The following is a 14,345-nucleotide window of genomic DNA, read 5'->3' as shown; positions in this document are numbered from 1 at the left end:
CGCACTCTCGGAAAGATGGGCCCCGGCTCTGCAGGGCACCGCTGGACAAGCGCTGCGCTGCGTCCGGGGCGCGCCCCACGGAATATGCAGCACGTTGAGACGGCCGCCCGCATCGACTATGTTTGCCGCCCCCAAGCCGGAGTCCGTGCAAATGACAAAGCCCGCGCAACGCTTCCCCGCCCCCGCCCTCGACACGCTGCCGGACGACATCCGCACGCGGCTCCTCGCCGTGCAGGAGAAGAGCGGCTTCGTGCCGAACGTGTTCTTGACGCTGGCCTATCGTCCCGACGAGTTTCGCGCCTTCTTCGCTTATCACGATGCACTGATGGAGAAGGACGGCGGCCTCACCACGGCCGAGCGCGAGATGATCGTGGTCGCGACCTCGGCGGCCAACCAATGCCAATATTGCGTGATCGCGCATGGCGCGATCCTGCGCATTCGAGCCAAGAATCCGCTCATCGCGGACCAGATCGCGATTAATTACCGCAAGGCCGACATCACGCCGCGGCAGAAGGCGATGCTCGACTTCGCGATGAAGGTCTCGGCCGAGGCGCAGCGGATTTCAGAGGACGATTTCGCAGCACTCGCGCCGCACGGCTTCAGCGACGACGACATCTGGGACATCGCTGCGATCTCCGCCTTCTTCGCACTTTCGAATCGGCTGGCGAATTTCACGGGCATGCGCCCGAACGAGGAGTTCTATCTGATGGGACGACTGCCGAAGAAGTGATCGACAGGCAATGACCGAGCTCGACTGGCCCGAAATCGTGCTGCGTCTCGGCAGCGCCACGCTTGCCGGCGGAGCGATCGGCCTGAACCGCGATCTGCAAGGTAAGCCGATCGGACTGAAGACGCTCGGCATCGTCGGGCTCTCCACCGCGGCCGTCGTGCTGCTCGCGGTCGAGTTCGCCGAGCCCGGCAGAATCACCGATGCGGCGAGCCGGGTGATCCAGGGCATCCTGACCGGGATCGGCTTCCTCGGTGCCGGCGTCATTGTCCACGAGAGCAAAGGTTTTCGCGTGAGCGGCCTGACCAGTGCGGCTTGCACGTTCCTCGCTGCCTGTCTGGGCATCGTCTGCGGCACCGGACAATGGAAGATCGTCGCAGCCGCGCTGGCGTTCGCCTTCGTTCTGCTGACGGTCGGCCGCCGCGTCGAGCGCTGGCTGCACCGGATGCTCGGTGGCCAGGAGGAACTGCTGCATGAAACAGCCTCCGAGCAGAAGCCTGAAAGCAGCGTTTAGGCGCTTTCGGCTCGCCGTGCGCTCGCCGCGCGCTCACCTTCCGCCGCAGGGTCCAGCGACTCCGTACGAGCAGGGGTCGCGGTGCTGCATTGCGTGCGGCTACGAAGCGCTATGCCGCTAGCGCTTTGCCATCAACTCGAGTGCCGGAGCAAAGCGCTCGGCAAACGTCAACGTCAATGTCTTGGCATGGTGAACTGCCGCAAACGAGGCCGAAACCCCCGCTGACGCAAGGGCGAGCAGGGCAACAGCGAAAACCAGACGGCGCATTCTTGCCTCCCGTGTGAGCCCGATTGCCCCAAAGGATGGGACGGCTCTATTTCAGGACCGCTTCATGCGGGCGGAAAATGATTTCGCTCAAGAGGCTGTGATGAGGTCGGATTGCGGTGCAGTATCCATGTGCCTCTAATCCTCGTCCGCCGGCCCGCACCAGCCGGGCAGATAGATCGCATCCTTGCTTCTAGCCGAGGACATGGCCTTCTCGAGCGCCTTGTCGAAATCGGCATCGACCAGCTTGCGCGAGAGTTTTCGGCGCAGATAGTCGGCCCACAGGAATTCGGAGAATGGCGTCGTATCCTTGGCGAAGCCGCCGATGCGGCGGAGCTCGCCGGCGAGGCTGCGGAACGGGTCATCCTTGAGGTCGGCCACCGATTTCGGCAGGTCCCGGAACGGCCGCCTTTCGCCCTTGGCGTCGTAGGGATAGACCCAGCGCTTGTTGTCCAGGACGCCCCAGAACGCCTCGCGCTCGACCATTCTGAGGTCGCCGACGATGGTGACCAGCACCTCCTTGATGCCCTCGTCGTGCAATGCGCGGCCGAGATGATGATGATCGATCACGTAATAGCGCTGGTCCGGGCCGTAGACGACGGGGATCATGTGCTTGCCGAGCAGGTCGGCCTGCTTCTTCTTGTCGTGCTCGCGCCAGCGCTTGCGCTTCTCCTTGACCTCGCGCATGCCGACCGTCATCTGCGTCGGCCGCAGCGACAGGATGGGGACCGGGTGCACTCTCGGCTCGCGCGTATTTGTCATCTCGAACGGTCTCTCACTTGGTTGCGATTGGCGGAACAGGTTCCCTGGACTATGCCATCGCCCCAGCGACGGCAAAGGCGTTGGGCTGCACGCGCAGATCACAAGCCGATGTGGACGAGAGCACGCGTGAGTTCCCCGGCCAATATTGCAACGCAACCGCATATTCTTGACCACTTTACGGCCGGCTCGTGACGCTTGGCGGCGCGCTATGCAAAATAGTGCGAATAGGAAATGCATCTGGGCGTTGAGAAGATTTTCTGCAACGCGCTCATCACGTATGCTATTTAAAAATCGCTGCTTCGGAGTGATCCCCTGCCCTATGAAAAGCCAGCGGCCCATAAGCTCTGATGACGAGCACCGGGTGCTCCAATTCAGGCCGCGCACCTCGCCTTCCGCCATGGTTCGCCGGGGCAGCGGCACCGTGCAGTCATTGCGCGCGGCGCCGGAGCCGCTCGACCTATCGCGCTACGAGCAGCCCCGCACCGGACCGGACGATTTCCGCCACCGCATGCTCGCCAATATCGCGGCGCTCGCCTTCACCATCGCGCTGACCGCGATCGGGATTTGGCTCGCCGTGAGTATTGCCGACCTGCGCCGGACTCAGGATTGCGTGCTGATGGGCCGCCGCGACTGCGTCAAGATCACGACGCCGCACATCTAGGCGCGCCTTGCCGGCGGTCCCTCACTGGACGGCCCGTGGCGGGCATCCCCAGCCCTGTCTCCGCGCCTGGCCGGCTCCATTGAACTCAGGGCGGCGCTCCGATATACGGGCTTTCGACCCGGCCAGAGGGGGGTTTGAGGGCGTCATCAGGGGCGCGATGCCCACCCACCGTGCCACTCTGGAATCTGACAAATACCTGCAATATATCAAAGGCTTAGTGATGTCTTCCACATTCGATCAGGTCGCCACGATCATCGCTGAAACCTGCGACATCCCGCGCGACACGATCACGCCGGATAGCCATGCCATAGATGATCTCGGCATCGACAGCCTCGATTTTCTTGATATCGCGTTCGCGATCGACAAGCAGTTCGGCATCAAGCTGCCGCTTGAAAAGTGGACCCAGGAGGTCAACGACGGCAAGGCGACCACCGAGCAGTATTTCGTGCTGAAGAACCTGTGCGCGCGCATCGACGAGCTCGTCGCGGCCAAGGGCGCGGGCGCCTAAGCGCGCGGCCATGCAACTCGAATACTTCCACATGATCGATCGGATCGTCGACTTAAACGTCGACGAGAAGACGATTGTCGTCGAGGCCCAGGTTCCGAACGCAAGCACCATCTTCGAGGGACACTTCCCGGGCTATCCGCTGATGCCCGGCGTGCTCCTGATCGAATCGATGGCGCAGGCTTCGGGCTGGCTTCAGCTCGGCGTGCTGAAGTTCGAGCGCATGCCGATCCTCGCCGCCGTGAAGGAGGCCAAGGTCCGCGGCTCGGTCTACCCCGGTGATGTCATGAGCATCGAGGCGACCCTGTCCCATCAAGGCTCGGGTTACGCGGTCACCGAAGCCAAGATCCGGGTCGGCGGCAAGCTGCGCGCGAATTCGACGCTCACCTTCACGCAGATTCCCTTTCCCAATGCGGATATGCGCGGACACATGGACGCAATCGCCAAACGCGTCGGCTTTCCGCAACAGGCCGTTTCGCCATGACCGACACCTTCGCGACGAAGCCCGCCCAGACGGAAGTCTGGATCACCGGCATTGGACTTGCCACCTCGCTCGGCGAGGGGCTCGACGCCAACTGGGCTGCGCTCCAGGAGAAGCGCATCAATGTCGACGAGAAGGGCTTTGCGCCCTACATCGTGCATCCCTTGATGCCGGTCTCTTTCGACAGCCAGATTCCGAAGAAGGGCGACCAGCGCCAGATGGAAGCCTGGCAGCGTATTGGCACCTATGCCGCGGGCCTGGCGCTCGATTCCGCCGGGATCAAGGGCAACAAGGATATCCTGTCGAAGATTGACATGGTGGTGGCCGCAGGCGGCGGCGAGCGCGATCTCAACGTCGACACCGGTGTGCTCACGGCCGAGGCCAAGGGCGCCAACGCCCCCGGCTTCCTCAACGAACGGCTGATGAGCGACCTGCGGCCGACGTTGTTCCTGGCCCAGCTCTCCAACCTGCTCGCCGGCAACATCGCCATCGTCCATGGTCTCGGCGGCACTTCGCGCACCTTCATGGGCGAAGAGGTCGCGGGCGCGGACGCCGCCCGCATTGCGCTCGCGCGCATCGCCTCGGGTGAGAGCGACATTGCGCTGGTCGGTGGCTCGCACAATGGCGAACGCAAGGACCTGATGGTCCTCTACGAATTCGGCGACTTCAACCTGAAGGACAAGTTCGCTCCGGTGTGGGCGCGCAAGGACCGTCCCGGCTTCGCGCTCGGTTCGGCCGGCGCCTTCCTGGTACTGGAGTCGAAGGCGCATGCAGAGGCGCGCGGCGCAAAGCCGTTCGCCAAGCTCACCAGCGTCGTCGCCGACCTTGCCCGCCGCAAGCAGCCTGGCGACATGGCCTCGACGCTGGAGAAGCTTTGGGAAAAGCTGCCCAAGCGCGAGGGCAAGGCCGCGATCATATCAGGCGCGACCGGCGCCGAGCCCGCGACCTCGGAAGAGCGCAGCTTCCTGAGGGGCCATGCGGATCTGCCGGTGCGCTCGACCGGCACCATGTTCGGCCACACCATGGAAACGCAATTCCCGCTCGGAATTGCCCTGGCCGCACTGTCGATCTCGCGCGGTGCATTGTTCCCGCCGAATGATTCCACCGGGACCGAGATTGAAATGCAGGGCGCGCCCACCCAGATCGTGGTGATAGGGGCCGGACACTGGCGCGGCGAAGGCATGGCGCTGATCGAGGCAGTGAGCTAGCTCAGGGGGTCGAAATGACTGCACCACGCGACAAATTCGGCCGTCCCGTCGTCGTCGTCACCGGCATGGGCATCATGACCTCGCTCGGCGCCGGCAAGGCCGACAATTGGGCGAAGCTGGTCGCCGGCGAATCCGGCATCCGCACTATCACGCGTTTTCCGGTCGACGGCCTGAAGACCACGATGGCTGGTACGGTGGATTTCGTCAGCGTCGATCCGTTCTCCTCCACCGGCCTCTCCGAGCGGATGGCGGAGCTGGTGACGGAGGAAGCGCTCGAGCAGGCCGGCATCGGCGCCAAGGAGGATTTCCCCGGTCCCCTCTTCCTCGCAGTCGCGCCGGTCGAGGTCGAATGGCCGCAGCGGCGCGAGCTTGGCCGCGCCGTCGGAAAGACCGACTTCAACTACGACGACCTCCTGCGCATCTCCGGCGGCGGCAAGTACAGCGACTATCATCACCGCTTCATGTTCGGCTCGGTCGCCGCGCATCTCGCCGAGACTTTCGGCACCAAGGGTTCGCCGATCTCACTATCGACGGCCTGCGCGTCGGGCGCGACCTCGATCCAGCTCGGCGTCGAGGCGATCCGGCGTGGCGAGACCGACGCTGCGCTGTGCGTCGCGACCGACGGTACCGTCAATCCGGAGGCGCTGGTGCGCTTCTCGCTACTCTCGGCGCTCTCGACCCAGAACGATCCGCCGCAGGCGGCCTCCCGCCCCTTCTCCAAGAACCGCGATGGCTTCGTCATGGCCGAAGGCGCCGGCGCGCTCGTGCTGGAAAGCTACAAGGCGGCGACCGCGCGCGGCGCAAAGATCCTCGGCGTGATCGCCGGCTGCGGCGAGCTCACCGATTCCTTCCATCGCACCCGCTCCTCGCCCGACGGCAAGCCGATCATCGGCTGCATGAACAAGACGCTGGCCGATGCCGGCATGACGCCGGACCAGATCGACCACATCAACGCGCACGGTACCGCGACGCCCGAAAACGACAAGATGGAGTTCAACACGACGTCGGCAGTGTTCGGCGAGCTCGCGCAGAAGATTCCGGTCACCTCTAATAAGTCGATGGTCGGCCACACCATCTCGGCCGCCGGTGCGGTCGAGGCGATCTTCTCGCTGCTCACGCTCGAGCATCAGCGTATCCCGCCGACGATCAACTACGAGACCCCGGATCCGACGATCCTGTTCGATGTCGTCGGCAACAAGGCCCGCGATGCCCGCGTCACCGCGGTGATGTCGAACTCGTTCGGCTTCGGTGGCCAGAACGCCTCGCTGATCCTGACCCGCGAACCGGCCTGACCGGACGCATGGCACTGCTGACTGCGAGCACGAAGGCCCGCGCGCGGGAGGCTGCCAAATCGCTCGGCGGCAGCTTGATCGGCGCCGCGACTGTCGGCTTGCTGCGCACCACGCGCTATTTCGATCCGGTCAAGACTTCGGACTTTTTCGCGCGCGTCGTAAAGCTCATCGGCCCGCGTCTGCGCGAGCATCGCATCGGCCGCGCCAACCTCACTGCGGCATTTCCGGAGAAGTCGCCAGAGGAGATCGAACAGATCCTGATGGGCGTCTGGGACAATCTCGGCCGCGTCGGCGCCGAGTTCGCCCATATCGACCATGTCTGGGACTACGACCGCGATCACCCCGAGAAGAGCCGGATCGAATTGTCGCCGCGCAGCATCGAGCTGTTCGACCAGATCCGCGACGATGGCAAGCCGGCGCTGATCTTCGCCGCGCATCTGGCCAATTGGGAATTGCCGGCGCTCGCCGCCGTCGCGCATGGGCTGGATACTGCGATCCTCTATCGCCGACCGAACATCGCCTCCGCCGACCGCATCATCCAGGAGATGCGCCAAGTCAACATGGGCACGTTGATCCCGGCAGGCCGCGACGCGCCGCTGCGGCTCGCGCAGGCGCTCAAGGACGGCAAGCACGTCGCGATGCTGATCGATCAATATCTGACGGCCGGCGTCGAGGTCACCTTCTTCGGCCGCAAGACCCGCGCCAACCCGATGCTGGCGCGCCTCTTGCGCCAGGTCGAGTGCCCGATCCACGGTGTGCGCATCATCCGCCTGCCCGACGGCCGCTTTCGCGGCGAGCTCACCGAAGAGATCAAGCCGGTGCGCGATGCCGACGGCAAGATCGACATCCAGGGCACGACCCAGGCGATCACGAGCGTGGTGGAAAGCTGGGTGCGCGAGCATCCGGAGCAATGGCTGTGGCTGCATAGAAGGTGGCGGTAGTTACGCCGCCATTGCGAGGAGCGAAGCGACGATTCAATCCAGAGTGCCTCCGCGGAGAGATTCTGGATTGCTTCGCTTCGCTCCTCGCAATGACGGGTGTGCTCCTCACCGCCCCGTCTTCACCTTGGTCCAGAGTCTATTGATGATGCGCTGCGTCGCCGGCTCGCGCGCGGTGATGACGAAGAGCTTCGAAAGCGTCGCCTCGTCCGGATAGATGTTCTTGTCGTTCAAAATCTTTGGGTTGACCAGTTTCTGGCTGGCGAGGTTGCCGTTGGCGTAGGACAGGAAGTCCGAGTTCTTGGCGGCAACATCGGGGCGGTAGAGATAGTTGATCAGCTCGTAGGCCTCCTTGACGTTCTTGGCATCCGCGAGGATCGCGAGATTGTCGAAGAACATCTGCGCACCCTCTTTCGGAATGGCATAGCCGATCTCGATGCCACTCTTGGCCTCCGCAGCGCGGGCGCGGGCCTGCATGATGTCGCCGGACCAGCCGACCACGAAGCAGATCTCGCCGGTAGCGAGCGCGCTTAAGTATTCGGAGGAGTGAAACTTGCGCACGGACGGGCGGACTTTTGCCACGACGTCGGCAGCCTTCTCCAGGTCCGCCTGGTTGGTCGAGTTCGGATCGAGCCCGAGATAATTCAGCGCTGCCGGAAAGATGTCGTCGGCGGAGTCGAGCATGTGCACCCCGCAGTCTTTGAACTTGGTCAAATTCTCGGGCTTGAAGACGATGTCCCAGCTGTCGATCTTCGCATCCGGCCCCAGGATCTGCTTCACCTTGGCGACATTGTAGCCGATGCCCGTCGTACCCCACATGTAGTTGGCGGCGTAGACATTGCCGGGATCATAGATCGCGAGGCGTTCGGTCACCACGGGCCAGGCGTTGGCCAAGTTAGGCAGCATCGACTTGTCGAGCTTCTGGAAAATATTGGCCTTGATCTGGCGCTGCAGGAAATAGGCGGTGGGCACCACGACGTCGTAGCCGGACTTGCCGGCCATCAGGCGCGTCTCCAGCGTCTCGTTGGCGTCGAAGGTGTCGTAGACCACCTTGATGCCGGTTTCCTTGGTGAAGTTCTCAAGGACCTCCGGCGCCATGTAGTTGGACCAGTTGTAGAAGTTGACGACCCGTTCCTCCGCACTTGCAGGGGCGGAGAGCAACGTCAGCGCTGCGGCAATTGCGAGAGCGAAGCAAAGCCTGAAGCGGCCGACGTTCGTCATCTTCTACCTCTTGCGCCCGCGCACCGCATCCGACAGCCGCTCGAGTGCTGTGTCGAGCGTCTCGTCCTTCTTGGCAAAGCAGAAGCGCACCACCGAGGTCACCGGGTCCTGCTCGTAGAAGGCCGACACCGGGATCGCCGCCACCTTGTAGTCCTTCACAATCCGCCAGCAGAACTCGGTGTCGCTCTCGTTCAGCCCGAGCGGCGACAGATCGACCGTGAGGAAGTAGGTGCCTTGCGACCTCAGCACAGGAAAACCGAGGCTCTCCAGCCCTTTGGTGAGACGGTCGCGGCTCCGCGTCAGGTCCTTGCGCATCGACAGGAAGTAGTCGTCGGGCTTGCCGAGGCCGTAGGCGATGGCGGCCTGGAGGTTCGGCGCGGTGGTGAAGGTCAAGAACTGGTGCACCTTGGCGGCGACGCGCAAGAGCGGCGGCGCGGCGCAGACGAAGCCGATCTTCCACCCCGTCAACGAGAAGATTTTGCCGGCCGAGCCGACCTTGATCGTGCGCTCGCGCATGCCGGGGATGGTGATCAGCGGGATGTGCTTGTGCTCGTCGAAAGTGACGTGCTCCCAGACCTCGTCGCAGATCGCGATGACATCGAACTCCTGGCAGTAGCGCGCCAGCAGCTCGAGGTCCTCGCGCGGATACACCACCGCGGAGGGATTCAAAGGGTTGTTGAACAGCACCGCCTTGGTCTTTGAATTGAAGACGCTTTTCAGCATGTCCTCATTCAGCCGCCAGTGCGGCGGCTCGAGTCGGACGAGGCGCGGAGTGCCGCCCGCCTGTCGGATGATCGGCAGGTAGGAATCATAGACTGGCTGGAAGCAGACCACCTCGTCGCCGGGCTGAACCACCGCGAGAATTGCCGAGGTCAGCGCCTCGGTGCCCCCGGAGGTCACCATCACTTCGCTCATCGGATCGAGCTTGAGCCCGTGCCAGTGCCCGTAATGGGTTGCGATCGCCTGGCGCAGCTCGGGCAGGCCCATCATCGAGGGGTACTGGTTGTAGCCGTGCAGAGAGGCATCAGCCGCGGCCCGGCGGATGTCCTCGGGGCCGGGATCGTCAGGAAAACCCTGGCCGAGATTGATTGCGGCATTGTCGCGCGCGGCCTGCGACATCGCCTCGAAGATGGTGACGGGAAGGTCGGCGAAGACCTTGTTTAGCGACGAGCTCTTGGTCGTCATCGCGAGCTCAGCCGCCAACCTTGCTGGGAAGACCGGCCGCTTTCCAGCCCAGCATGCCGCCGGCCAGATGCTTGTCGTAAGGCAGGCCCGCCGCCTGCGCCGCGAGCGAGGCGGTCACCGAGCGCTTGCCCGATCGGCAGGCGAACACGACCTGCTTGCCTTCGGGATCCGGGATCGCCTTGGGATCGAAGGTCGAGAGCGGAACCACGACGCCGTAAGGATAGGCCTCGGCTTCGACCTCGTTCGGCTCGCGGACGTCGACCAGCAGATAGCGGCCTTCCGCGACACCTTTGGAGACCTCGTCCGGGGTCAGATCCTGTACCTGATTTGCCACATCATCCTCCAACGTCGCGCCTATTGGCCGGGGCACCCGGTCGGCGGCAACCTCGCCTCTCGGCCGACGAAAATCAAGCGCTACAATGGCTTGAGCTGAGCGGTGCAAGTTAAAGCTAAATCGCAGCGACTTGAAGCGCAGCGTTGGTTTGCCTGCCTAGATCGTGACCTGCGTTCCAACCTCGACCACGCGGCCAGAGGGGATCTGGAAATAGTCGGTGGCGTCGTTCGCCGAGCGGCTCAGCGAGATAAACAGCCGGTCCTGCCAGCGCGGCATACCGGAATGGGCCGCCGGCTTCAGCGCCCTCCGCGACAGGAAGAAGGAGGTCGACATGATATCGAACTGCCAGCCGAGCTTGCGCGCGATCGCCAGCGCCTTGGGCACGTTGGGCGATTCCATGAAGCCGAATTTCAGCGTCACCTTTGAGAAGGTCGGTGAGATCTGCTCCAGCCGCACCCGGTCGGCCGGGTCGATGCGCGGGGTCTGCGCGGTGTCGATAGTGAGAATGACGTTCTTCTCGTGCAGCACCTTGTAGTGCTTCAGACTATGCATCAGCGCCGTCGGCGCGCTGAGTGGGTCCGAGGTCAGGAACACGGCTGTGCCGGGCACCCGCTGCGGCGGCCTTTTCTCCAGCATCGCCACAAGGTCGGCGAGCGGGAATTCGAGCTTGCGCGACTTGTCGAACAGCAGCCGGCTGCCCCGCCGCCACGTGTACATCAGGATGATCATGAGCGCGCCGAGCGCCAGCGGCACCCAGCCGCCCTCGAACACCTTGAGCAGGTTCGCGGCGAGGAAGGTCAGGTCGAGAAACAGGAACGGCACGATGAGCGCTGCGGCGGCGAACGCAGACCACCGCCAGACCTTCCAGATCACGACGAAGCCCATCATCGCCGTGACCACCATGGTGCCGGTGACGGAGATGCCGTAGGCCGAGGCGAGCGCGCTGGAGGATCGGAACAGGAGTACCAGCAGCACCACCGCAACCAGCAGCAGCTGGTTGATGCGCGGGATGAAGATCTGGCCGGAATGGGCCTCTGACGTATGGCGAATTTCGAAGCGCGGCAGCAGTCCGAGCTGGATCGCCTGCCGCGTCAGCGAATAGGCGCCGGTGATGACGGCCTGGCTCGCGATCACGGTGGCCATGGTGGCAAGCACCACCATGCTGCCGCGAATAAAACCTTGCGGGAAGAGCTGGAAGAACGGACTCACGATCGCCCCGGGATCGCTGAGGACGAGCGCCCCCTGCCCTAGATAGTTCAGCGCGAGCGATGGTAGCACGATAGACAACCAGGCCGTTTGGATTGGCCGCTTGCCGAAATGGCCGAGGTCGGCATAGAGCGCCTCGGCACCGGTGACCGCCAGGAACACCGCGCCCAAGGTCACGAAGCCGATGACGCCATGCTGAAGCATGAATGACACGGCGTAGAGCGGATTCAGCGCGTACAGCACTTCCGGCTGCGCGATGATCGGATGGACCGCCGCCGCGGCGATCACCGCAAACCAGACGCACATGATCGGGCCGAAGAAGGCGGCGACCCGGGCGGTGCCGCGCGACTGCACGGCGAAGAGGCCGACCAGGATCGCCACAGTCAGCGGCACGATGTAGGGCTCGAACCGCAGCGTCACGTCTTTCATGCCTTCGATCGCCGACAGCACCGAAAGTGCGGGCGTGATCACGGCATCGCCGTAGAACAGGGCGCCGGAGATGATGCCGAGCAGGACGACGGTCGCTCCGCCGGTTCCGACGGCGCGCTGGGCCAGCGCCATCAGCGCCAGCGTGCCGCCCTCGCCATTATTGTCGGCGCGGAGCAGGATCACGACGTATTTGAGCGTCACCACGACGATGAGCGCCCACAGGATCAGCGACAGCACCCCGAGCACGGCCGCCGGCGTTGGTAGCCCCTCCGCCCCCGAAGCCGCCATCACGGCCTCGCGGAATGCGTAGAGCGGGCTGGTGCCGATGTCGCCATAGACGACACCGATGCTACCGAGCGTCAGCGCACCGAAACGAGCCGTGGTATGGGCATCGCCATTGGCCGCCGCCGTTTCCGGGGCCGAAATTGCTACGTCGCTTGTCATGGAGAGCCTGGTGGCCTCTAAAATGCTTCACTGCACAATGGCGGAAGGGCGCGCGGCTTATAGTCCTGCGCTACCGGCATAGCATAGCCCGATTCCGGGCCTTAGGCATGCAAATTTGCATGACTCCGGCAGTTGCATTTAGATGGTGACCTGGGTCCCGACTTCAACCACGCGCCCCGTGGGAATCTGGAAATAGTCAGTGGCGTCGTTGGCCGACCGGCTCAGCGCGATGAAGAGGTGGTCTTGCCACAGCGGCATGCCCGACTGGGCCGAGGCCTTCAGCGATCGTCGCGACACGAAGAACGACGTGGACATGATGTCGAACTGCCAACCCTGCTTGCGCGCGATCGCGAGCGCCTTCGGCACGTTCGGCTGCTCCATGAAGCCGAAGCGCAAGCGGACCTTGAAGAACTTGTCGCTGATCTTTTCCATGCGGAATCGCTCGGACAGGTCGACCCGCGGCGTATGCGCGGTCTCGATGGTCAGGATCACGTTGTGCTCGTGCAGCACCTTGTTGTGCTTGAGATTGTGCAGCAGCGCCGTCGGCACGAACGACGGATCGCTGGTCAGAAATACGGCCGTGCCCTTGACGATATGCGGCGGCCGCTTCTCCAGACTTCGGATCAGATCGTCCAGCGGCACCTCGATCCGGCGCGTCTTCTGGATCAGGATCCCCGAGCCTTTCCGCCAGGTCCAAATCGTCCCCGCCATGGCGACGCCGAACAGCAGCGGCACCCAGGCGCCTTCGAGCAGCTTGAGCAGATTGGCACTGAAGAAGCTTAGGTCGACGACGACGAAGGGCATGATCACGGCCGCAGCCGTGGCAGCGCGCCAGTTCCACAATTTCCAGATGACAATGAAGCCCATGATGCCGTCGGCGACCATGGTGGTGGAGACCGCGATGCCGTAGGCCGAAGCCAGATTGCTGGGGGTGTGGAACAGCAGCACCAGCAGCATCACACCGATCAGCAGCAGCCGGTTGACGCGCGGCAGATAGATCTGGCCGGCATGGGTCTCGGAGGTGTAGCGCACCTCGAAGCGAGGGAGCAGGCCGAGTTGCACCGCCTGATAGACCAGCGAATAGGCGCCCGTGATTACCGCCTGACTAGCGATCACGGTCGCGACAGTCGCAAGCCCGACCAGCGGCAGCACCAGACTTTCAGGCACCATGCGATAGAAGGAATGCTCGATCGCGCTGGGATCGGACAGCACCAGCGCACCCTGCCCGAAATAGTTGATCAGGAGCGCCGGCAGCACGAAGAACATCCAGGCTGACTGGATCGGCTTGCGCCCGAAATGGCCGAGATCGGCATAGAGCGCCTCGCCCCCGGTCACAGCCAGGAACACGGCGCCGAGTGTGACAAGGCCGATCGTGCCGTGCGACAGCACGAACTGCACCGCGTAATAGGGATTAATCGCCGCCAGCACTGAGGGGTCGTCGGCGATGTGGACAGCTCCCATCACCGCGATGACGGTGAACCAGACCACCATCACCGGCCCGAACGCCGAGGCGACCAGCGCGGTGCCCTTGCTCTGCACTGCGAACAGCAATGCCAGGATGAGCACCGTGAGCGGCACGACGTAGTGCTCGAACGCAGGGGTTGCGAGCTTGAGACCCTCGACCGCCGACAGCACCGAGATGGCCGGTGTGATCATGGAATCGCCGATGAACATGGAGGCGCCAACCACGCCGAGCGCGAGCAGGAACCAGCTCCGCCGCCCGAGCGCACGCTGGCCGAGTGCCATCAGGGAGAGCGTCCCGCCCTCCCCGTTATTGTCGGCGCGCAGCAGCAGCAGGACGTATTTGGCGGTGACGACGATCAGAAGCGCCCATAGGATCAGCGAGAGCACGCCGAGCACGATGACCCGCGAGACCGGCTCGCCATGGGCCGCGCCTCTGACCGCCTCGTGGAAGGCATAGAGCGGCGAAGTGCCGATATCGCCGAAGACGACGCCAATGCTCCCGAGCGTAAGGGCCCAAAAACCTGATGTGACCGGCCCTTCCTGGGTCTCGGTCGATGTGATGCTCGCCGTCATGAGGGTGGAGAACGCTTCGTCCCTGAATTTGATCCGGCGCCTTTTGACGCTTCCGGCGGGCCTGTCAACCGGCTCACCACCATAGCAGGCGCCGAGCCGGATGCTGTGACGGCGCGGTCACGCTCGCCGCAGCGCGA

General features: G+C 63.8%; 15 protein-coding genes. 8 read left to right on the top strand and 7 right to left on the bottom strand.

What is annotated here, in order from left to right; genetic code table 11:
* Positions 1-151: 151 nt before the first annotated feature.
* Both IVA92_RS25310 and IVA92_RS25305 read left to right on the top strand, forming a co-directional pair.
* Positions 152-730, top strand: a complete 579-nt coding sequence (locus IVA92_RS25310; RefSeq protein WP_247276841.1) for a peroxidase-related enzyme — start codon at positions 152-154, stop codon at positions 728-730.
* 10 nt (positions 731-740) lie between these two features.
* Entirely contained in the window at positions 741-1,241 is a 501-nt protein-coding gene (locus IVA92_RS25305) for an MgtC/SapB family protein (RefSeq protein ID WP_247276840.1), read from the top strand.
* A gap of 117 nt (positions 1,242-1,358) precedes the next feature.
* Here IVA92_RS25305 and IVA92_RS25300 read toward each other — a convergent pair whose 3' ends face one another.
* Both IVA92_RS25300 and IVA92_RS25295 read right to left on the bottom strand, forming a co-directional pair.
* Complete coding sequence (locus IVA92_RS25300; RefSeq protein ID WP_247276839.1) at positions 1,359-1,508, bottom strand: hypothetical protein; 150 nt, start codon at positions 1,506-1,508, stop codon at positions 1,359-1,361.
* A 135-nt stretch (positions 1,509-1,643) separates the two neighbouring features.
* On the bottom strand, positions 1,644-2,267 hold the full coding sequence (locus IVA92_RS25295; protein ID WP_247276838.1) for a ParB-like protein: 624 nt from the start codon (positions 2,265-2,267) through the stop codon (positions 1,644-1,646).
* Between the two features lie 319 nt (positions 2,268-2,586).
* Between IVA92_RS25295 and IVA92_RS25290 the strand changes: the two genes are divergently transcribed.
* The 6 genes from IVA92_RS25290 to IVA92_RS25265 all read left to right on the top strand — a co-directional run bounded on the left by IVA92_RS25290 (position 2,587) and on the right by IVA92_RS25265 (position 7,355).
* On the top strand, positions 2,587-2,928 hold the full coding sequence (locus IVA92_RS25290; protein ID WP_247276837.1) for a hypothetical protein: 342 nt from the start codon (positions 2,587-2,589) through the stop codon (positions 2,926-2,928).
* 220 nt (positions 2,929-3,148) lie between these two features.
* Positions 3,149-3,436 (top strand): acyl carrier protein, encoded by a 288-nt coding sequence (locus IVA92_RS25285; protein ID WP_094974763.1) that lies wholly within the window; start codon positions 3,149-3,151, stop codon positions 3,434-3,436.
* Between the two features lie 10 nt (positions 3,437-3,446).
* Positions 3,447-3,917 carry a 3-hydroxyacyl-ACP dehydratase FabZ family protein gene (locus tag IVA92_RS25280; protein WP_247276836.1) on the top strand — a complete coding sequence of 157 codons (471 nt, stop codon included), beginning with the start codon at positions 3,447-3,449 and terminating at the stop codon, positions 3,915-3,917.
* Entirely contained in the window at positions 3,914-5,122 is a 1,209-nt protein-coding gene (locus tag IVA92_RS25275; protein ID WP_247276835.1) for a beta-ketoacyl-ACP synthase, read from the top strand. The genes IVA92_RS25280 and IVA92_RS25275 overlap by 4 nt, the downstream gene beginning before the upstream one ends.
* A 14-nt stretch (positions 5,123-5,136) precedes the next feature.
* Entirely contained in the window at positions 5,137-6,414 is a 1,278-nt protein-coding gene (locus IVA92_RS25270) for a beta-ketoacyl-ACP synthase (RefSeq protein ID WP_247276834.1), read from the top strand.
* 8 nt (positions 6,415-6,422) lie between these two features.
* A complete protein-coding gene (locus tag IVA92_RS25265; protein ID WP_247276833.1) occupies positions 6,423-7,355 on the top strand; it encodes a lipid A biosynthesis lauroyl acyltransferase in 933 nt (310 codons plus the stop codon).
* A gap of 105 nt (positions 7,356-7,460) precedes the next feature.
* Here IVA92_RS25265 and IVA92_RS25260 read toward each other — a convergent pair whose 3' ends face one another.
* From IVA92_RS25260 to IVA92_RS25240, 5 genes are all read right to left on the bottom strand, one after another.
* Positions 7,461-8,573, bottom strand: a complete 1,113-nt coding sequence (locus IVA92_RS25260) for a polyamine ABC transporter substrate-binding protein (RefSeq protein ID WP_247276832.1) — start codon at positions 8,571-8,573, stop codon at positions 7,461-7,463.
* A 3-nt stretch (positions 8,574-8,576) separates the two neighbouring features.
* On the bottom strand, positions 8,577-9,758 hold the full coding sequence (locus tag IVA92_RS25255) for an aminotransferase (RefSeq protein ID WP_247276831.1): 1,182 nt from the start codon (positions 9,756-9,758) through the stop codon (positions 8,577-8,579).
* Between the two features lie 7 nt (positions 9,759-9,765).
* The gene (locus IVA92_RS25250; protein WP_247276830.1) at positions 9,766-10,092 is read right to left on the bottom strand and encodes a rhodanese-like domain-containing protein; all 327 of its coding nucleotides are present in this window, start codon (positions 10,090-10,092) and stop codon (positions 9,766-9,768) included.
* A 156-nt stretch (positions 10,093-10,248) separates the two neighbouring features.
* A complete protein-coding gene (locus IVA92_RS25245; protein ID WP_247276829.1) occupies positions 10,249-12,171 on the bottom strand; it encodes a potassium transporter Kup in 1,923 nt (640 codons plus the stop codon).
* A gap of 138 nt (positions 12,172-12,309) precedes the next feature.
* Positions 12,310-14,208, bottom strand: coding sequence for a potassium transporter Kup (locus IVA92_RS25240; protein WP_247276828.1), 1,899 nt, complete (start codon positions 14,206-14,208; stop codon positions 12,310-12,312).
* Between the last annotated feature and the right edge of the window lie 137 nt (positions 14,209-14,345).

Source organism: Bradyrhizobium sp. 154, from assembly GCF_023073875.1.
Lineage (GTDB): Bacteria > Pseudomonadota > Alphaproteobacteria > Rhizobiales > Xanthobacteraceae > Bradyrhizobium.
This window is presented reverse-complemented; position numbering and strand designations above follow the sequence as displayed.

Coding starts and splice junctions, on each gene's coding strand:
- IVA92_RS25310 (WP_247276841.1), top strand. CDS start 152: ATGACAAAGCCCGCGCAACGCTTCCCCGCCCCCGCCCTCGACACGCTG.
- IVA92_RS25305 (WP_247276840.1), top strand. CDS start 741: ATGACCGAGCTCGACTGGCCCGAAATCGTGCTGCGTCTCGGCAGCGCC.
- IVA92_RS25300 (WP_247276839.1), bottom strand. CDS start 1,508: ATGCGCCGTCTGGTTTTCGCTGTTGCCCTGCTCGCCCTTGCGTCAGCG.
- IVA92_RS25295 (WP_247276838.1), bottom strand. CDS start 2,267: ATGACAAATACGCGCGAGCCGAGAGTGCACCCGGTCCCCATCCTGTCG.
- IVA92_RS25290 (WP_247276837.1), top strand. CDS start 2,587: ATGAAAAGCCAGCGGCCCATAAGCTCTGATGACGAGCACCGGGTGCTC.
- IVA92_RS25285 (WP_094974763.1), top strand. CDS start 3,149: ATGTCTTCCACATTCGATCAGGTCGCCACGATCATCGCTGAAACCTGC.
- IVA92_RS25280 (WP_247276836.1), top strand. CDS start 3,447: ATGCAACTCGAATACTTCCACATGATCGATCGGATCGTCGACTTAAAC.
- IVA92_RS25275 (WP_247276835.1), top strand. CDS start 3,914: ATGACCGACACCTTCGCGACGAAGCCCGCCCAGACGGAAGTCTGGATC.
- IVA92_RS25270 (WP_247276834.1), top strand. CDS start 5,137: ATGACTGCACCACGCGACAAATTCGGCCGTCCCGTCGTCGTCGTCACC.
- IVA92_RS25265 (WP_247276833.1), top strand. CDS start 6,423: ATGGCACTGCTGACTGCGAGCACGAAGGCCCGCGCGCGGGAGGCTGCC.
- IVA92_RS25260 (WP_247276832.1), bottom strand. CDS start 8,573: ATGACGAACGTCGGCCGCTTCAGGCTTTGCTTCGCTCTCGCAATTGCC.
- IVA92_RS25255 (WP_247276831.1), bottom strand. CDS start 9,758: ATGACGACCAAGAGCTCGTCGCTAAACAAGGTCTTCGCCGACCTTCCC.
- IVA92_RS25245 (WP_247276829.1), bottom strand. CDS start 12,171: ATGACAAGCGACGTAGCAATTTCGGCCCCGGAAACGGCGGCGGCCAAT.
- IVA92_RS25240 (WP_247276828.1), bottom strand. CDS start 14,208: ATGACGGCGAGCATCACATCGACCGAGACCCAGGAAGGGCCGGTCACA.